This is a genomic window from Flavobacterium sp. C3NV (assembly GCF_046825355.2).
Classification (GTDB): domain Bacteria; phylum Bacteroidota; class Bacteroidia; order Flavobacteriales; family Flavobacteriaceae; genus Flavobacterium.
In genome coordinates this window covers 211,715-229,852 of the sequence record NZ_JBKQBJ020000009.1, presented here as the reverse complement: position 1 = coordinate 229,852, position 18,138 = coordinate 211,715, and the positions used below count along the sequence as shown (strand labels likewise).

Sequence of the window (18,138 nt, the reverse complement as noted above, 5' to 3'; positions counted from 1 at the left end):
ATGCAAAATATATTTTTAATAGATGAATCTAATTAAAAACAGCCTTCATAAATTGATTTTAAGCTATTTTTTAATTTCTTCCATGTCATTAATCATCTTTTGAATTATTGTCGTTTTTTAAGCTTTATTTAAGTTTTTGAGCTCTATTTTCTTAGTTTAACGGGTTGTTAACATACAATTGTTTATAAAGTTGGTATTTTTATCAAAAGGTCAAATCTAAAGTGTAAAATTTTTAATTTCACTTAAGAATCGAATCTGAATTTTTCTAAAATTTAAAAATGCATAATTTTTGGTTTTAGGGTTAATTCTAAATATGAATTCTAAAGATTGGTTTTATGGTCGATTGTAATTGTGATTGTATTTTGATAATACTTCTAGCGTAAAAGTATTTTTCAGAGGGTATTTCATAATTTGAAAATTTCATGAAATTAATTTTAACGGCTTATTTGAAATTTTGTCTTTCGTTTTGACAGAAACAATTTTAATCCTTAAATTTTAATATTATGAAAATTCTATTTTTTACGCTATCGATTTTATTTGCAAATATTGCAATTTCTCAAACACACCAAATTACAAAACACAATGGTGAAGAACTGGATGTTAATTTTATAAAAGCCGAAAATGATTTGGTTTATTATTCCTTGAACGGAAGTGCCGAAGAACATAAAATTAGCAAATATGCAGTTTCAAAAATTACCAATAAACAATCTAATCAAACTCAGAAAGTTTCTGATAAAGTGATAGTAGATTCAAAATCAGATTATAAATTCGTAACGGTTTTATCTCAGGACAAGACAATAGGTTTAAAACAAGTGGCCAATTTTTCAGGAGTCTCGACAAAGACAAAAGGAGAACCGCCAATTGCAAATAAAAATCAGACTGCTATGAGAATCAAGACACAATCTGCTTCAAACGGATATCCGTTTGTGAGTATTGTTGAAAAAGCAGATGGTAAGTATGAAGCTGTAGCTTATGTGTATTAAATTTATTGTTAATTTTTATTAAATTACAATTAACCAATAATTTATAATTCAAAAAAACAGTACCTTTAGTATTCATTTAAATTTTAATATTATGTCAAAAAACGTAAATACAGTTGCAGCAATTTTAGCTGGTGCTGCAGTAGGAGCAGCAATCGGAATTTTATTTGCTCCGGATAAAGGATCAAAAACCCGTGCTAAACTTAAAGAAGGTTTAGATGATGCAAAACATAATTTGCAAGATTCACTTTCGGCAAGTTCTGAAGTTCTACGTGAAAAATTTACAAAAGCAAAAGAAAATTTAGACGGAACTTATGGCGAGTTACTTTCGAACATGAGTTATAAAACTGAAGAAGTAATTGGTTTTTTGGAATCTAAATTAGCTGACTTAAAAGCGCAAAACGCTAAGCTTCAAAAATAATAATCCAGGAAGCACAAAGCTCAATGTGATTTTGATGATTGTTTTGGTTATTTTAATTTTAGAATAATCGAGTGCAGTTATTAAGTCATGAGTTTTGTGCTTCTTTTTTTAATTAAAATTACAATTATGGCATTTGAAGAATTAAAAGAAAACACCGAGAATATTCAGGATCAGGCTAAAGTTTATATGGAAAGTCATTTAGCTTATTATAAACTTTGGGGTTTTAAGGTGGCCATGAAATCAACAACTTTAATTTTAAAGTTTACTTTGATTTTATTGTGTTTTAGTATGGTGATGATTTTTGGATCTTTTGCTGCAGCATATGCTTTTGGATCTTTGTTCGAAAGTAACGCACTTGGTTTCTTGGCAGTAGGAGGGATCTATTTAATCTTTACAATTTTACTTTTCTTCCTGAAAGATAAAGTTGTTGAAGGTCCGATATTAGAGAAATTTTCAGAAATCTTTTTTAATGACTAATTATGGAAAATAAAAAATACTCATCATACGCAGAAATCGAAAGAGATCTTGAAATTTTGAAACTGGAGAAAGAGATTAATTACCAGAAATTGGTTTTAAGTTTTCAAAGAACAAAGGAATCTATTACACCACAAAGTATAGTTGGCGGAGTTTTTTCTTCTTATAAAGAATATTTCACCAGATCATACCCACAGATTTTACAATCAATTTTACCCTATATTATCAATTGGTTTATCAATAAAAAAAGAGGCAATTAAGCCTCTTTTTTGTTTTATGTTATTGTTCTGTTTCTGGTAAGATATCATCTTCATAACCAGATTGGGGTTGAATTGGTTTTGATTTCTTCTCTATTTTCTTGTTGTTTTTCTTCATCATTTCACCAACCTGATTTGATGCTGAGAATGATGCAACCATATTGTTTAGCATATCACTTCCTGCTTGTGGTGAGTTTGGCAACAAGATTAGGTTCGAATTGGCATCGGCACCAATTGCCTGCAATGTATCATAATGTTGAGTTACAACAATTAGGGCAGAAGCTTCCTGAGAATTAATACCAACGCTGTTCAAAACTTCAACACTTTCTACAAGTCCTCTTGCAATTTCACGACGCTGATCTGCAATACCTTGACCTTGTAAACGTTTACTTTCTGCTTCAGCTTTTGCTTTTGCAACGATTCTGATTCTTGAACTTTCAGCTTCAAATTCAGCAGCTGTTTTTTCTCTGTCGGCAGCATTAATTCTGTTCATGGCATTTTTTACCTGAATGTCCGGATCAATATCTGTTACTAAAGTATTGATAATATCATATCCGTAAGTAGTCATGGCTTCATTCAATTCTCTTTTTACTGCGATGGCGATATCATCTTTTCTTTCAAAAACATCATCCAGTTTTAGTTTAGGAACTTCAGCTCGAACAACATCAAAAACATAAGCGGTAATCTGATCGTGTGGATATTCCAGTTTATAAAAAGCATCATATACTTTTTCCTGAATAACTTTAAACTGAACCGAAACTTTCATTTTGATAAAAACGTTGTCTTTGGTTTTGGTTTCGATGATAACATCTAACTGTTGAATTTTAAGATTTACGCGTCCTGCAATTCTGTCGACTATCGGAATTTTAAGTTGTAAACCCGAATTTCTGACGCTTAAAAATTTACCAAATCTTTCGATTACAACAGAAGATTGTTGCTTTACAGTAAAAAAAGAAGACATGAAAATAAAGAAAGCAAGGACTAAAAAGATAATAAGTGCTGGATTCATGATGATATTGATTTAGTTTTTATGATCTGGTAAATTACGAATAATCTGCCAAATTCAATTTTTTTTAGCGTAAAAAAAACGCTAAGTACATTTTAATAATGTTCTTAGCGCTTAGATTATTTTACCATTAAGATATTAAGTTCATAAAGCCTGACTTAATTTTTCTTAATCTCTTAATGGTAAAAAAAAATTATAATGTTGATATCGCTTTCTGAATTCTCGAAATAGTTTCTTCTTTTCCGATGATTTCAACAATGTCAAATAGGTGAGGACCTTTAAGAGCTCCAACCAAACTTAGACGGAAAGGCTGCATTACTTTACCCATTCCAATTTCGTTTTTAGTCAACCAGTCTTTTACAATTGCTTCGATATTTGCAGAATCAAAACCATCAATATATTCAAGAGTCGAAATCAATTCCTGCATTAAAGCCGGTGTTTCTTCCTTCCAGTTTTTACTTGCTTTTTCATCATATGATGTTGGCGCCTGGAAAAAGAAATCAGTAAGATCCCAAAATTCAGAAACAAAATGAGCTCTTTCTTTAATCAAAGAAACAATTCTTGTAACGTCATATTTAGAAACATCAACACCTTTTTCTACCAAAATAGGAGTGAAGCTTTTCGCTAAATCTTCATTATTTTGTTTGATTAAATATTGGTGATTGAACCATTTGTTTTTCTCCGGATCAAATTTAGCCCCAGATTTATGAACTCTGTTCAAGTCGAAAGACTCAACTAATTCTTCTAATGAAAATAATTCTTTATCAGTTCCGTCATTCCAACCTAATAAAGCAAGGAAATTTATAACTGCTTCCGGGAAAAATCCTTTCTCTCTGTAACCAGATGAAATCCCTTCTTCGGTTTTCCATTCTAATGGGAACACAGGAAATCCTAATTTATCACCATCTCTTTTTGATAATTTTCCGTTTCCAACTGGTTTTAAAATCAAAGGTAAATGTGCAAATTCAGGAGCATCCCAACCAAAAGCTCTGTACAATAAAACGTGAAGAGGCATCGAAGGCAACCATTCTTCACCACGAATTACATGTGAAGTTTCCATCAAATGATCATCAACAATATTCGCTAAATGGTACGTTGGCATTCCGTCACTTTTAAACAATACTTTGTCATCAAGTAAACTCGTTTCAAATTTTACATCACCACGAATGATATCTTTCAAATGTAAAGTTTCATCAACCGGAGTTTTAAAACGGATAACATAATGTTCTCCATTTGCAATTCTTTTAGCAATTTCCTCAGTAGAAATTACTAAAGATGTATCCAGCTTTTCACGGATCGTATGATTGTAAATAAATGTTTTTCCTTCAGCTTCTTGTTCTTTTCTTAATGCATCAAGAGCTTCCGGAGTATCAAAAGCATAATATGCCCAACCTGAATTGATCAGTTGATCAGCATAAGTTTGGTACAATTCTTTACGATCACTTTGTCTGTACGGACCAAATTTTTCATTTTTCCCAACAGTTTCTTCAGGAGAAATTCCTAACCATTCCAGTGCTTCCATAATATAAGCTTCGGCACCAGGAACAAAACGGGTTTGATCTGTATCTTCAATTCTTAAATAAAAAACACCATTGTTTTTTTTGGCAAATAAATAATTAAATAGGGCAGTACGAACGCCGCCAATATGTAAAGGTCCTGTTGGACTTGGTGCAAAACGCACACGAACTTGCTTTGACATTTGTTTAAATTTTGATGCAAAGATACAACTTTAGATAAATTCCAATTTTTTTTAAATTCCAAATTCCAAGATAGTGTTGAAGTTGGAATTTGGAATTTATTTTTTTGGAATTTAGATTATTGATTTCAGATTTTTCAATCTTAGAACCTTAGTGCCTTAGTAACTTAGAATCTTAAATGGTATTATTAAAATTACTACTTTTATGGGTTATAAATAAAACAGATTCACTTTGAAAACAACATCTGCTATATACCAAAAGTTAGAAGCTTTTATAAAGAAATATTATACCAATGAATTGATAAAAGGAGCACTTCTTTTTATTGGTTTTGGATTATTGTACTTTCTGTTTACGCTTTTTATAGAATATTTTCTTTGGTTAAAACCATTAGGAAGAACATTATTATTCTGGGTATTTATAGGAGTAGAAGTATTTCTATTGTTTCGTTTTATTTTGTTCCCGATTTTTAAGTTGTTTAAACTTCAAAAAGGAATCGATTATAATCAGGCTTCAACAATTATCGGAAATCATTTTACAGAAGTAAGTGATAAGCTGACTAACTTTTTGCAATTGTCAGCTTCTGATAATTCGACAGAAAGTTCAGAGTTGATGTTGGCTTCGATAGAACAAAAAGCAAATTCGTTGCAGCCAATTCCATTCGGGAACGCTATCAATTTTAAAACAAATAAAAAATATTTACCATTAGCTATTATTCCAATTTTGCTTTTTGCGGTGTTTTATATTTCAGGAAATAGCAATGTCATTTCTCAAAGTTTAAATAGAGTAGTGCATTTCAATGCTACATTTTTACCTCCGGCTCCATTCAAATTTGTAGTTCTAAATCAGAATTTGCAGACTGAGCAAAACAAAGATTTCGTGATCAAGATGGAATCTGTTGGAAATGTTGTTCCGGAAAATGTAATGATTCATATTGGAAACGAAAGTTATTTTATGGAATCTTCTCAACCCGGAAAGTTTGAATTCAAGATTGAGAAACCCGTATCGAATGTTGAATTTTCTTTTGAAGGAAATTCAGTTTCTTCAGAGGAATACGAGTTGAAAGTAATCACGGTTCCATCGATTGCTAACTTCGAAATGGTATTGAATTTTCCATCTTATCTAAAGAAAAAATCAGAAACAATTCAGGGAACAGGAAATGCAATCGTACCCGAAGGAACTTTTGTAACCTGGAAAATGAATACACAAGCGACTCAGGAAATTGTTTGGAAAGATGATAATGCGACTTTTAAGTTCAATAAAGCCGAAAATGAGTTTAAATTGGCTAAAAATATCAGTCAAAATACAGAATATCAAATTCTTACATCGAATAATAAAGTCAAAAACTACGAAAAACTGGATTATCAGCTATCGGTGATCAAAGATCAGCATCCAACAATCGCAGTTAGTCCTGCACCGGACAGTTTAAAGCTGGATAAAAATTATGTTTTGGGTAGGTTAGGTGATGACTATGGTTTATCAAAACTTCAGGTTGTGTATTACGAACGTAACAAACCAAACACTGCCAAGCGTGGAACCATTCCTGTGAAGTCTGGAGTATTTGATCAGTTTGTTTTTAACTTCCCAAGTAATCTTGCCGTGCAGGAAGGAGTATCTTACGAATACTATTTTGAGGTTTTTGATAACGATGCACCGCATGGTTTCAAGAGTACAAAGTCTTCTGTTTTTTCTGATCGTGTTTCGACTACTGATGAAGTTCACGATATGGAATTACAACAACAAAATGAAAACATCAATAGTTTAGAAAAGTCTTTAAAGAATCAAACCAAGCAATTTTCTGAAATGGATAAGATTCAGAAAGCAGGAAAAGAGAAAGATAATTTAGAGTTTAAAGATCAGCAAAAAGTAAATGATTTTATCAAACGTCAGAAACAACAAGACGAAATGATGAAACAGTTTGCAGAGAAAATGAACAAGAATCTGGATAAATTTCAATCTGAAAAGAAAGACAAAACAGCTGATGATTTGCAAAAGCGTTTAGAAAATGCAGAGAAAGATCTAGAAAAGAATCAGAAGTTGATGGATGAATTGAAGAACTTAAATGATAAATTGAATAGTGAAGATTTGTTTGATAAGATGGAAAAGTTTAAACAAATCAGCAAGAACCAATCTCGTAATCTGGAGCAATTGGTTGAACTAACCAAACGTTTTTATGTTTCTAAAAAAGCTGAACAAGTTGCAGATAAATTAAAAAAACTTGCAGACCAACAAGAGCAACTTTCGAATAAAGAAAAAGAAAACACACAAGAGAAGCAAGACGATATTAATAAAGCTTTTGATAAAATTCAGGAAGATTTAAAAGATCTGAAAGAAGAAAATAAAACTTTAAAAGCGCCTTTGGATATTCCTGCTGATGCTTCAAAAGAGAAAGATGTGAAGGAGGATTTGAAGAAAGCTTCTGAAGAATTAAGTAAAAAGAATTCTTCTTCGGCTAAGCCAAAACAAAAAAGTGCTGCCAAAAAAATGAAGAGTATGGCAGAGCAAATGGATTCAAGTATGGAAGGTGGTGAACAAGAACAACTAGAAGAAGATGTTGCAATGCTTCGTCAGGTTTTGGATAATCTTCTTGCTTATTCATTGTCTCAGGAAGATGTTATGAAACAATTTAAATCTATGAAACTGGGTTCTTCGGCTTTTACAAAGAATATTAAAGTGCAGCAAAACTTGAAACAACAGTTCAAACATGTCGATGATAGTTTGTTTGCATTGTCATTACGTAACCCAAAAGTTGCTGAAGATGTAACGAAAGAAATTGGAAATGTACAGTACAATATAGATAAAGCTATTGAAACTTTAAGCGATGTTCAGGTTCCAAAAGGAGTTTCGCACCAACAATATGCAGTTTCTTCTGCGAATAAATTAGCTGATTTTTTAAGTGATTTATTAAATAATATGCAGATGTCTATGTCGAAACCGGGAGCAGGAAAACCAAAACCGGGTGACGGACAAGGAATGCAATTGCCGGATATTATTCAAAAGCAAAAAGGCCTTGCTGATAAAATGAAAGAAGGAATGAAACCCGGAGATAAACCCGGAGATAAACCGGGCGAAGGACAACAAGGTAAATCTGGAGATGGAAAGCAAGGACAAGGAAAAGAAGGGCAAGGTAAAAGTGGTCAGGGAAAAGATGGTAAAGGAGATAAAAATGGAGGTAAAGGAAATGACGGAAAAGATGGTGATGACGGAGAAGGAGATGCAGAAGCTATTATGGAAATCTATAAAGAACAAGTAAAACTTCGTGAAGCATTACAAAAAGAATTAGCCAAACAAGGTTTGGATTCTCAGGGTAAATCTGTAATTGATCAAATGAAAGCTTCTGAAAAGCAACTTTTAAATAAAGGTTTTAAGAATGAGAACTTGCAACGTATACTTAACATTCAACAAGAATTATTAAAATTAAATAATGCAGTTCAACAACAAGGTCAGGATACAAAGCGCCAATCTGAAACTAATAAAGCTGAATTTTCTAATAGAACAAATGCATTACCAAGTTCACTATTGGATTATTTAAACAGTGTAGAGATATTAAACAGACAATCACTACCTTTGCGCTCGAATTTTAATCAAAAGGTTCAAGAATATTTTAATACAAAATGATCAATTTTAATTACGAAACCGAATTTACTTTAGATAACGAACAAGCCTTTGCAGATTGGTTAAGTGCTGTAATCGTTTCTGAAAGTAAGAACGAAGGAGAAATAAATTACATTTTTTGTGATGATGAATATCTTCACAAGATAAATGTAGAATATCTAAATCACGATACACTAACAGATATTATCAGTTTTGATTACACAGTTGGTAATGAACTAAACGGAGATATTTTTGTTTCTGTTGAAAGAGTAGAAGACAACGCAAAGGATTTTAATGTTTCTTTTGAAGAAGAATTGAAACGTGTTCTTGCGCACGGTATATTACATTACTGTGGATATAAAGATAAAAGTGAAGCTGAGGCGGAACTTATGCGCTCTAAAGAAGATGAGAAGATTGCGATGTTTCACGTGGAACAGTAATTAAACATCTCTTTAATTTTATATTTATTCTTGTTCCACGTGAAACATAAATAAGTTTTTAGGTAAAAATAAATAAGTTGTTTTACGTGGAACAGTTTAATATTTGAATCCTTTATGTGAAATGTCAAGAGTTTTAATTAAGATGTTTCACGTGGAACGTTTCGAGTTTGTTTTTTAAAAAAGTTCCACGTGAAACAAATTTTTAGAAAAAACATAAAAGTGTTTCACGTGGAACATGATAAATCTATTTTTTAGGTTTGAATTTTGTTTGAAATTTTTGGATCGAATGTATTTTTTTTAATCTGTTCCACGTGGAACAGATATTGTTTTTTTTAGATGAGTGTTTGAAATTTTGATTCTTGTTTTGCGAAGTGCAAAGTTCTACGTGGAACATGTTATTACGTGTGAGATCAGAATTTGAGATTTTCTAGTTGTGATTTGAATTTGAAAGATTTAAATTTTGCGCGTTAGCGCCGTTCCACGTGGAACAAAAAGAGTGAAGAAGTTAATTCTGAGAACTGCCTTAAACGGTTTCCGGAGAATAATAAAACAAAATGTTTTTAGAAGAATACGATGTTATTGTAGTTGGTGCAGGTCATGCCGGATCTGAAGCCGCGGCAGCGGCCGCAAATTTAGGATCCAAAACTTTATTGGTTACAATGAGTTTGCAGAACATTGCACAGATGTCTTGCAACCCAGCGATGGGAGGAATTGCAAAAGGACAAATAGTGCGTGAAATTGATGCGCTTGGTGGATACTCAGGAATTGTTTCCGATCGCACGGCAATTCAATTCAAGATGTTGAACAAATCGAAAGGACCTGCAATGTGGTCGCCGAGAGTTCAAAGTGATCGAATGCGTTTTGCCGAAGAGTGGAGAATGATGTTGGAGGGAACTCCAAATTTGGATTTCTACCAAGAGATGGTAAAAGGTTTGATTATCGAGGATGGAAAAATAAAAGGAATCAAAACTTCGTTGGGAGTTGAGATTCGTTCTAAGTCGGTTGTGTTGACAAATGGAACTTTTCTGAATGGTTTGATTCATATTGGAGAAAAACAATTTGGAGGAGGAAGAGCAGGAGAAAGTGCTGCAACCGGAATTACCGAAGATTTAGTAAAAGTTGGATTTGAGTCAGGAAGAATGAAAACAGGAACGCCACCAAGAGTTGATGGACGTTCTTTGGATTATTCGAAAATGAACGAAGAAAAGGGAGATGCAAAACCGGATAAGTTTTCTTATTCGGATTTAACCGTTCCGCTAACGCATCAAAGATCTTGTCACATGACATACACGTCGCTGGATGTTCATGATATTTTGAGAGAAGGTTTTGATCGTTCGCCAATGTTTAACGGAAGAATCAAAAGTCTTGGCCCAAGATATTGCCCTTCGATAGAAGATAAGATAAATCGTTTTGCTGATAAAGAACGTCACCAATTATTTGTGGAGCCGGAAGGCTGGAATACTTGTGAGGTTTATGTAAACGGATTTTCAACTTCACTTCCTGAAGATATTCAATTTAAAGCATTGCGTTCTGTTGTTGGATTTGAGAATGTGAAATTTTTCCGTCCGGGTTATGCAATCGAGTATGATTACTTCCCGCCAACACAATTGAAACATACTTTGGAAACGAAGTTGGTTGAAGGTTTATATTTTGCCGGACAAATAAACGGAACAACAGGATATGAAGAAGCAGCTTCGCAAGGTTTGATGGCCGGAATAAATGCGCATTTAAAAGTGCATGAAAAAGCGCCGTTGATTTTAAAACGTGACGAAGCTTATATTGGAGTTTTGATTGATGACTTGATTACGAAAGGAACAGAAGAACCATATCGTATGTTTACATCAAGAGCAGAGTATAGAACATTGTTGCGTCAGGATAATGCCGATTTCAGATTGACGCCAATGTCTCACGAAATTGGTTTGGCTTCTGAAGCACGTTTACGCAGAATGGAGAAGAAACTGAATGAATCTGAAAAAATGGTTGCTTTCTTTAAAGAGACAAGTGTTTCGGTTGCGGAGACAAATCCGATTTTAGAATCAAAAGAAACAGCTCCAATAACACAAGGTGATAAAATGTTTAAAGTATTCTCTCGTCCACAAATCGATTTAGAGGATATGATGAAGTTTGAAAAAGTAAAGGAATATATTGAAGCAAATGATGTTGATCAGGAAATTTTGGAACAAGCCGAAATCCAGGTCAAATATTCTGGTTATATCGAAAAGGAAAGAAACAACGCTGATAAACTAACTCGTTTAGAAGAAGTGAAAATTCCCGAGAATTTCGATTACAACAAAATTAAATCAATGTCGATTGAAGCAAAACAAAAGTTGAGCAAGATTCGTCCTGTAACAATTTCTCAAGCTTCAAGAATAAGCGGAGTATCACCAAGTGATATTTCGGTTTTGTTGATTTATATGGGAAGGTAGAAAATTGTTTCAGGTTTTGTTTGTTTCAGGTTTCAAGTTTGTTGGGATGTGATATTTGGAATCATTGTTCCACGTGAAACTATTTTTAATCTATTTTAATTTTTGTTTCAATGCAGGATAAGATGAATTGTTCCACGTGAAACGAATTTGTGTTTGATTTTTACCGATAATCTAAAACATGTTCCACGTGAAACTAATTTGATATAGTTTGTCATTCCGAGGAACGAGGAATCTCCGCAAGTAACTCCTCAATCAATGGAAACCAATCTTTATCGAATTTGATACGGAGATTCCTCGTTCCTCGGAATGACAAAAAAAGTTAGAATCTAAAGTTTTGTTTTATGAAAATCATTGAAAGAGAAAGTTTGTCGGTTGAAGAAAAAGAGATTTTAAGAGAACTTTGGAATAATGAATATCCAGCAAGATTGAAATGCAAGACTGTTGCAGATTTCGAATTATATTTGAACGGACTTTTAGAAACCAAACATTATTTGTTATTTGATGATTCAGATAAAATTAATGGTTGGGCTTTTACTTTTTTAAGAGAAAATGAAAATTGGTTTGCTGTAATTTTGGATCATGAAATACAAGGAAGAGGAAATGGTTCGCTTTTGATAAATGAAATAAAAAAGAATAATACAAGTTTGAATGGTTGGGTAATTGATCAGGAGAATGAAATAAAACATAATGCAACATTTTATAAATCGCCAATGCAATTTTATATTAAAAATGATTTTATAATTTGTTCAGAAATAAGAATTGAAAATGAAAAACTTTCGGCGGTGAAAATTAATTGGAAACGCTGAAAAAAAAATAATAAAAAAATAGACCCTAAAACCAGAATTTCTTGTTTTAGGGTTTGCCTTTAAATTAAACCAAAATACCTATAAATTTAAAAATGGACGTTTTAAACAAAAAACATTTTCTTACTGTAAAAGACCATTCTGTATCTAAAGAAATTTTCGAATTGTATCATGATGAAACTTTAGATATGTTAATCACATCTCCGCAACCCGATTTAGAAAATCTTGGAAAATATTACGAAAGTGAAGATTATATTTCGCACACGGATAACAAACGTTCATTATTTGAAAAAGCGTATCACTTTGTGAAAAATATCGCTTTAAAAAATAAACTGAATTTGATCAACGGCGAACAATCTCAAAAAGGAAGAATTTTAGATATTGGTGCCGGAACCGGAGATTTTTTATTGACGGCAAAAAATAATGGTTGGGAAACTGTTGGAGTAGAACCAAGCGACAGAGCAAAAAATATTGCGATCCAAAAAGGGATTTCTTTTGTGAACGAAATTAGCGATCTTCAAAATAATTCATTTGACGTGATTACGATGTGGCACGTTTTGGAACACGTTCCTAATTTAGAATTACAAATTCAGGAATTGAAGCGTTTATTAAAACCAACTGGAACATTAATTGTTGCGGTTCCAAATTTTAAATCGTACGACGCGCAACATTACAAAACTTTTTGGGCAGCTTATGATGTGCCAATTCACTTTTGGCATTTCTCCAAAAAAGCCATTCAGTCGCTTTTTGAAAAAGTAGATATGAAATTAGAAAAAGTGCTTCCGATGAAATTTGATTCTTTTTATGTGAGTTTATTATCTGAAAAATACAAAACCGGAAAAATGAATTACATCAGTGCTTTTTTTGTTGGTTTAAAATCAAATTTGAAAGCGGGGAGTACAAAAGAGTATTCATCGCACATTTATGTCTTAAAAAACAAGTAAAACGCAATTTAAGCGCATTTCTGGCGTTTTTTTAGTGTAAGTGAGGAGTAATTATGTCTTTTTTGAGATAATGTTTCTAATAAAAGCTATGAAAGCCACTTTTGATAGGGTAGAATTATTGACATTTTTCTTTCCATAAATAAAAACAATATCATAAAATTCTAGCATTTTTTAAACTTTATGTTGATGCTATTTATTTTTTTATATTTTTGTCTTCAATACATTAAAAAATTAGAAATTCAAAAAATGAAAAAAGCATTAGTAATTATCGCACTTTCAATTTTCGCCGTTTCATGTACTAAAACTGCAGAAGTAAAGGAAGTAAAAACAGCTTACGTAGATACTTCAATTTTAATGAAAGAGTACACTGAAGCAAAAGACCTTGAAGCAAAATACAAAGGGCAAGCTGAAGAAAAAGGAAGACAACTACAAGCCGAGATTACACGTTTTAAACAAGACGCTGCTAATTTTCAAAGTCAGGCACAGGCAAATGGTCAGGCTTGGGCTCAACAAAGAGGTGCTGAATTGCAAAAAAGAGAACAACAATTGGGTTATGCTCAACAAGCTTTGTCTCAGCAATTGCAACAAGAAAGTGGTGTTGAAATGGATTCTCTAGTAAGTGGAGTTAAAAAATTCATCAAAGATTACGGTAAGAAAAACGGTTATTCTTATATCTACGGTACTGGTGATGCTGCTTCGATTTTATACGCTGAAGAGAAATATGATATTACAAAAGATATCATTAAAGCTCTGAATGACAAGTATAAATCAAGCCCAAAATCAGAAGAAAAACCGGCAGTAAAAGAAGGAGAAGCTGTTAAAAAATAATACCAAACTAACTAACTAAATTAAAAACCTAAATCTGTCAAGATTTAGGTTTTTTCTTTTATAAAAATGCGATACTTTTAGTTTTTCAATACACGCCCAATGCAAAACGTTACAGAAGCAGCTGCTTACACCTTACAATTCATCAATCAAACGCAAAAATCGATCTTCCTGACTGGTAAAGCAGGAACCGGAAAAACTACGCTTTTACGCGAAATCATTGCCACAACGCACAAAAATACTGTAGTGGTCGCACCAACGGGAATTGCGGCGCTAAATGCCGGCGGAGTTACGATTCACTCCATGTTTCAGTTGCCATTTTCTGCCTTTATTCCGTCTTATGAAGAGGCTTCTCAGTTTACTGAAACGGTGAAATTCGAGAATAAAGAGACGTTGCGCCGACATTTTAAAATGAACAATGTTAAGCGTAATGTGATCAAAAACATGGAACTTTTGATTATTGATGAAGTCAGTATGCTTCGTGCTGATTTACTGGATGCTATCGATTTTATGATGCAGACAGTTCGTAAAATTTCGCGTCCTTTTGGTGGAGTTCAGGTGCTTTTTATTGGCGATTTATTGCAACTTCCTCCTGTGATCAGGGACGAAGAATGGCGAACTTTACGCAATTATTACAAAGGAAAATTCTTTTTTCATTCGCATGTAATTCAGCAATTCCCACCGCTATATATCGAACTATCAAAGATTTATCGTCAGTCTGATGATACTTTTATATCCGTTTTGAACAATCTTCGAAACAATCAGATCACGCCTCAGGATATTCAGGTTTTAAACGAATATGTTAAGCCGGATTTTGACTTAAAAAATAATCCCGGATATATTACACTTACCACGCATAATGCTAAGGCCGATTCGATTAACGAACAGGCAATTGGAGATTTAGCCGGAAATGAATTTGCTTATCAACCGTTTATTGTGGGAGATTTTCCGGAGAAAATTTTTCCGGTTGAAGAAAATTTAAAGCTAAAAGTGGGCGCTCAGGTCATGTTTGTCAAGAACGATTTGTCTTTTGAGAAACGTTACTTCAACGGAAAAATGGGCGTTGTAAAATCGCTTTCACCGGAAGAAATCTTTATACATTTTCCGGAAGAAGATAAAACCATTGAAGTGGAGAAATACGAATGGAAAAATATTCGATACAAAGTAAACGATCTTACAAAAGAAGTAGAAGAAGAAGTTCTGGGCACATTTGCCCATTATCCGCTTAAGTTGGCGTGGGCAATTACAGTACACAAAAGCCAGGGCTTAACTTTTGAGAAAGCTGCGCTCGACGTATCGCAAGTTTTTTTGCCTGGACAAGCATATGTTGCTTTATCGCGTTTAACGTCCTTAAATGGGCTTATTTTGCTTTCTCCGCTGCAAATGAATGGTATTTCGAACGATCAGGATGTAATGGATTATGCTTTGAACAAAGCGACCGAAGAAGTTTTAAAACATTCCTTGCATTTTGAAACAAAGAATTTTATTCATAACTATTTGATTAACAGTTTTAATTGGGCCGATTTGGCTCAGGAATGGCGTAATCACCGTTTTAGTTATAACGAAAATGCGGTTGCATCAGAAAAATCAAAACATTCTGTTTGGGCTCACAAGCGTTTAGAAACTATCGATGCGCTGATAGATCCTTCGCAGAAATTTGTGCATCAGCTTAATAAAATTTTCAATAAAGAAACTGTCGATTTGTTTTTTGTGCAGGAAAGGGTAGTGGCGGCTTATGATTATTTTTTTAAACCAATGGACAAGCTGGTGACGGATCTTTTGAATAAAATGGCCGAAATCCAAAAGTTTAAAAAAGTAAAAGAATTCTATGAGGAGCTGGCTTTTTTAGATGATTTGCAAACCAAAGCCGTTTTGCGTTTAATGAAGGCCAAATTGCTAATAGAAATTGTTGTGGCAGGCGAAACCATCTGTAAAGAGAAATTGTCGTCTACAGCGATTAAAAACTACAAATTAGACAAGGTTGCAAAGATTCGCGAGGATTTTAATATGTCAAACACTGATATTTTTAAATCGGAAGAACCTGTTGTGCGCTATACAGCACGTAAACTGGATAAAACCGTACCTAAAGCCGACAAGAAAACAACCATCGAAGAAACGCATGATTTATGGCTCGAAAAGAATTCGATAGAAGATATTGCCCGAATTCGCAAGTTAACCGTGCAAACTATTGAAATGCATTTGGTTAAATTGATTCAGGCTAAGAAAGTGGAGATTTCTGATGTTCTGCCGTACGATAAAATCCTGGCTTTACGTGAAGCTTTTGAATTTTATCAGGAAGAATCATTGAGTCCATTGAAGGAAAAACATGGAGATGAATTTACCTGGGATGAACTTAAAATGTTCAAAGCCAGTATTAATTGATTTTAGAGTTTAGAGTTTAGATTTTAGAGTTTAGATTTTAGAGTTTAGATTTTAGAGTTTAGATTTTAGAGTTTAGATTTTAGAGTTTAGATTTTGTAACTTAGGGTTTGGAATTTGGAATTTGGAATTTGGAATTTGGAATTTGGAATTTGGAATTTGGAATTTGGAATTTGGAATTTGGAATTTGGAATTTGGAATTTGGAATCAATTATAAAAACATTATGTAAAATAGAAAACATGAAAAAAGTATTATATATCCTATTCATAGGCATTTCCATTCAAAATGTCTCAGGACAGGACTTGAAACCGGAATATCAAAAGTTCGTTAAAAGTTTTGTTGATAATGTAAAAAACGACAGAAAAGAGGCTGTAGCTGCGGCGATTAAATATCCTTTAAGAAGAGAAAATCCAATTCCATCTATCAAGAATAAAGCAGAATTTGTAAAGCGATATACTGAAATTTTTGATGCTAAACTGAAAGCCGAAATTTCTAAATCGGATCCTGCAAAAGACTGGTCAGAAGTGGGTTGGCGAGGCATAATGTTAAATCAGGGTACTATGTGGATGGATACTGATGGGAAAGTTTTTTCTATTAATTATCAGTCAAAAGTTGAAAGCGATCTCAAAAACAAGTTGATAGCTTCTGAAAAAAACAAACTTCACCCATCGATTGCAAAGTTTAAAGCCCCGGAAGTGATTTTAGAAACATCTAAATTCAGAGTCCGAATTGATGATTTGGGAAATGATAATTACAGATATGCTTCGTGGTCGATAAAGCAATCCATGAGTGAAAAACCAGATTTAATTATTACCAACGGGAAATGGTTTCGGGACGGAACTGGAGGAAATAATCATTACGATTTCAAAAAAGGAAATTTTCTTTATCAGTGTTATATTACTGTTTTGGGTACAAAAGATTCGGCACCAGCGAATTTAACCATTTATCAAAACGGAAAAGAAATTCTTAATCAGGACGCTAAAATTGTTCCACGTTAAACAAAATCCTATTCGTTGCGGCGAGTAGGATTTTTTGTTTGGTATGTATTTTGAGTTTGCTCAAAACGAATATAAATTATTTATATTTGATTGTAATTATCAGATTAATAACAAATTAAAAATGTTTTAATATGAAGATAAGAAAGGTGTTTTTAATAGCATTGATTTTTTGCAGCAGTTTTGCTGTTGCCCAGGAATCGAAAGTGGAGTATCAGAAGTTTGTCAAAAAGTTTATTGATAATATAAAAAGTGACAACAAAGAAGCTCTTGGCGATTGGGTAGTTTATCCGCTCAAGCGGGATTATCCATTACCTGATGTTGCAAATAAAACAGATTTTGTAAAACGATATGCTGAAATATTTGATGCAACCTTAAGAAATGAAATCATAAAATCTACTCCAGCAAAAGGCTGGAATGATATGGGTTTACGTGGCATAATGCTAAATCACGGCAGCATCTGGCTGGATATTGACGGACGTTTAACGGCAGTAAATTATCAATCGAAAGCTGAAACGGAACTTAGAAATAAACTTATTGCTTCGCAAAAAAAGTCGCTCGATCCTAGTATTGCTTTCTTTCAGACACCGATTTGTATTTTGGAAACTTCTGAATTTAAAATCAGGATTGATAATCTGGGAAATAATAATTACCGTTATGCTTCGTGGTCAATAAAAAAGAAATGACTCAGAAACCTGATTTAGTGATTAATGGAGGCGAATTGGTTGTAGAAGGAATTGGCGGAAATCATCAGTATGAATTCAAAAAAGACGGTTTTATTTACGAATGTGCGATCATCGTTTTGGGCGAAAAAAATTCGCCTCCGGCGAGATTGCGAATTTATAAGGGTACTAAAGTGACTCTTTCTCAGGATGCTACAATTGTTTCACGTTAAACAA

16 protein-coding genes are annotated in these 18,138 nt (G+C 33.2%); 14 read left to right on the top strand and 2 right to left on the bottom strand.

Annotation, left to right across the window (positions count from 1 at the left end):
- The first annotated feature begins 503 nt into the window (after positions 1 to 503).
- The 4 genes from ACIDC4_RS14885 (at position 504) to ACIDC4_RS14870 (ending at position 2,135) form a co-directional block, all read left to right on the top strand.
- Positions 504 to 983, top strand: a complete 480-nt coding sequence (locus tag ACIDC4_RS14885) for a hypothetical protein (protein WP_230034045.1) — start codon at positions 504 to 506, stop codon at positions 981 to 983.
- Between the two features lie 91 nt (positions 984 to 1,074).
- Entirely contained in the window at positions 1,075 to 1,401 is a 327-nt protein-coding gene (locus ACIDC4_RS14880; protein WP_173973362.1) for a YtxH domain-containing protein, read from the top strand.
- 126 nt (positions 1,402 to 1,527) lie between these two features.
- The gene (locus ACIDC4_RS14875) at positions 1,528 to 1,878 is read left to right on the top strand and encodes a competence protein (protein WP_065451803.1); all 351 of its coding nucleotides are present in this window, start codon (positions 1,528 to 1,530) and stop codon (positions 1,876 to 1,878) included.
- A gap of 2 nt (positions 1,879 to 1,880) precedes the next feature.
- The gene (locus ACIDC4_RS14870) at positions 1,881 to 2,135 is read left to right on the top strand and encodes a DUF6327 family protein (protein ID WP_121317973.1); all 255 of its coding nucleotides are present in this window, start codon (positions 1,881 to 1,883) and stop codon (positions 2,133 to 2,135) included.
- A 19-nt stretch (positions 2,136 to 2,154) separates the two neighbouring features.
- On the opposite strand, the gene ACIDC4_RS14865 is transcribed toward ACIDC4_RS14870, so the two are convergent.
- Both ACIDC4_RS14865 and gltX read right to left on the bottom strand, forming a co-directional pair.
- The gene (locus ACIDC4_RS14865; RefSeq protein ID WP_065451805.1) at positions 2,155 to 3,141 is read right to left on the bottom strand and encodes an SPFH domain-containing protein; all 987 of its coding nucleotides are present in this window, start codon (positions 3,139 to 3,141) and stop codon (positions 2,155 to 2,157) included.
- A 190-nt stretch (positions 3,142 to 3,331) separates the two neighbouring features.
- Positions 3,332 to 4,837, bottom strand: a complete 1,506-nt coding sequence (gene gltX, locus ACIDC4_RS14860) for a glutamate--tRNA ligase (RefSeq protein ID WP_412045641.1) — start codon at positions 4,835 to 4,837, stop codon at positions 3,332 to 3,334.
- 229 nt (positions 4,838 to 5,066) lie between these two features.
- On the opposite strand from gltX, the gene ACIDC4_RS14855 reads away from it, so the two are divergent.
- The 10 genes from ACIDC4_RS14855 (at position 5,067) to ACIDC4_RS14810 (ending at position 18,134) form a co-directional block, all read left to right on the top strand.
- A complete protein-coding gene (locus ACIDC4_RS14855; protein WP_412045640.1) occupies positions 5,067 to 8,450 on the top strand; it encodes a hypothetical protein in 3,384 nt (1,127 codons plus the stop codon).
- On the top strand, positions 8,447 to 8,866 hold the full coding sequence (ybeY, locus tag ACIDC4_RS14850) for an rRNA maturation RNase YbeY (protein WP_412045639.1): 420 nt from the start codon (positions 8,447 to 8,449) through the stop codon (positions 8,864 to 8,866). Before ACIDC4_RS14855 ends, ybeY begins: the two co-directional genes overlap by 4 nt.
- Positions 8,867 to 9,420: 554 nt before the next feature.
- Entirely contained in the window at positions 9,421 to 11,292 is a 1,872-nt protein-coding gene (gene mnmG / locus ACIDC4_RS14845; RefSeq protein WP_230034027.1) for a tRNA uridine-5-carboxymethylaminomethyl(34) synthesis enzyme MnmG, read from the top strand.
- Positions 11,293 to 11,633: 341 nt separating this feature from the next.
- Entirely contained in the window at positions 11,634 to 12,098 is a 465-nt protein-coding gene (locus tag ACIDC4_RS14840) for a hypothetical protein (RefSeq protein WP_412045638.1), read from the top strand.
- 92 nt (positions 12,099 to 12,190) lie between these two features.
- Complete coding sequence (locus tag ACIDC4_RS14835) at positions 12,191 to 13,039, top strand: class I SAM-dependent methyltransferase (protein WP_412045637.1); 849 nt, start codon at positions 12,191 to 12,193, stop codon at positions 13,037 to 13,039.
- Between the two features lie 246 nt (positions 13,040 to 13,285).
- Complete coding sequence (locus tag ACIDC4_RS14830) at positions 13,286 to 13,867, top strand: OmpH/Skp family outer membrane protein (protein ID WP_121318416.1); 582 nt, start codon at positions 13,286 to 13,288, stop codon at positions 13,865 to 13,867.
- A 99-nt stretch (positions 13,868 to 13,966) separates the two neighbouring features.
- Positions 13,967 to 16,246 carry a helix-turn-helix domain-containing protein gene (locus tag ACIDC4_RS14825; RefSeq protein WP_412045636.1) on the top strand — a complete coding sequence of 760 codons (2,280 nt, stop codon included), beginning with the start codon at positions 13,967 to 13,969 and terminating at the stop codon, positions 16,244 to 16,246.
- A gap of 237 nt (positions 16,247 to 16,483) precedes the next feature.
- Complete coding sequence (locus tag ACIDC4_RS14820) at positions 16,484 to 17,242, top strand: hypothetical protein (RefSeq protein ID WP_412044869.1); 759 nt, start codon at positions 16,484 to 16,486, stop codon at positions 17,240 to 17,242.
- A 131-nt stretch (positions 17,243 to 17,373) separates the two neighbouring features.
- Positions 17,374 to 17,925, top strand: coding sequence for a hypothetical protein (locus tag ACIDC4_RS14815; RefSeq protein WP_412044868.1), 552 nt, complete (start codon positions 17,374 to 17,376; stop codon positions 17,923 to 17,925).
- Complete coding sequence (locus tag ACIDC4_RS14810) at positions 17,922 to 18,134, top strand: hypothetical protein (protein WP_412044867.1); 213 nt, start codon at positions 17,922 to 17,924, stop codon at positions 18,132 to 18,134. The genes ACIDC4_RS14815 and ACIDC4_RS14810 overlap by 4 nt, the downstream gene beginning before the upstream one ends.
- The last annotated feature ends 4 nt before the right edge of the window (positions 18,135 to 18,138 follow it).

Excerpts from the sequence above, each read along its gene's own strand:
- ACIDC4_RS14810 (WP_412044867.1), top strand. The coding sequence starts at position 17,922 with ATGACTCAGAAACCTGATTTAGTGATTAATGGAGGCGAATTGGTTGTA.
- ACIDC4_RS14820 (WP_412044869.1), top strand. The coding sequence starts at position 16,484 with ATGAAAAAAGTATTATATATCCTATTCATAGGCATTTCCATTCAAAAT.
- ACIDC4_RS14875 (WP_065451803.1), top strand. The coding sequence starts at position 1,528 with ATGGCATTTGAAGAATTAAAAGAAAACACCGAGAATATTCAGGATCAG.
- gltX (WP_412045641.1), bottom strand. The coding sequence starts at position 4,837 with ATGTCAAAGCAAGTTCGTGTGCGTTTTGCACCAAGTCCAACAGGACCT.
- mnmG (WP_230034027.1), top strand. The coding sequence starts at position 9,421 with ATGTTTTTAGAAGAATACGATGTTATTGTAGTTGGTGCAGGTCATGCC.
- ybeY (WP_412045639.1), top strand. The coding sequence starts at position 8,447 with ATGATCAATTTTAATTACGAAACCGAATTTACTTTAGATAACGAACAA.
- ACIDC4_RS14840 (WP_412045638.1), top strand. The coding sequence starts at position 11,634 with ATGAAAATCATTGAAAGAGAAAGTTTGTCGGTTGAAGAAAAAGAGATT.
- ACIDC4_RS14830 (WP_121318416.1), top strand. The coding sequence starts at position 13,286 with ATGAAAAAAGCATTAGTAATTATCGCACTTTCAATTTTCGCCGTTTCA.
- ACIDC4_RS14815 (WP_412044868.1), top strand. The coding sequence starts at position 17,374 with ATGAAGATAAGAAAGGTGTTTTTAATAGCATTGATTTTTTGCAGCAGT.
- ACIDC4_RS14870 (WP_121317973.1), top strand. The coding sequence starts at position 1,881 with ATGGAAAATAAAAAATACTCATCATACGCAGAAATCGAAAGAGATCTT.
- ACIDC4_RS14880 (WP_173973362.1), top strand. The coding sequence starts at position 1,075 with ATGTCAAAAAACGTAAATACAGTTGCAGCAATTTTAGCTGGTGCTGCA.
- ACIDC4_RS14885 (WP_230034045.1), top strand. The coding sequence starts at position 504 with ATGAAAATTCTATTTTTTACGCTATCGATTTTATTTGCAAATATTGCA.
- ACIDC4_RS14865 (WP_065451805.1), bottom strand. The coding sequence starts at position 3,141 with ATGAATCCAGCACTTATTATCTTTTTAGTCCTTGCTTTCTTTATTTTC.
- ACIDC4_RS14835 (WP_412045637.1), top strand. The coding sequence starts at position 12,191 with ATGGACGTTTTAAACAAAAAACATTTTCTTACTGTAAAAGACCATTCT.
- ACIDC4_RS14825 (WP_412045636.1), top strand. The coding sequence starts at position 13,967 with ATGCAAAACGTTACAGAAGCAGCTGCTTACACCTTACAATTCATCAAT.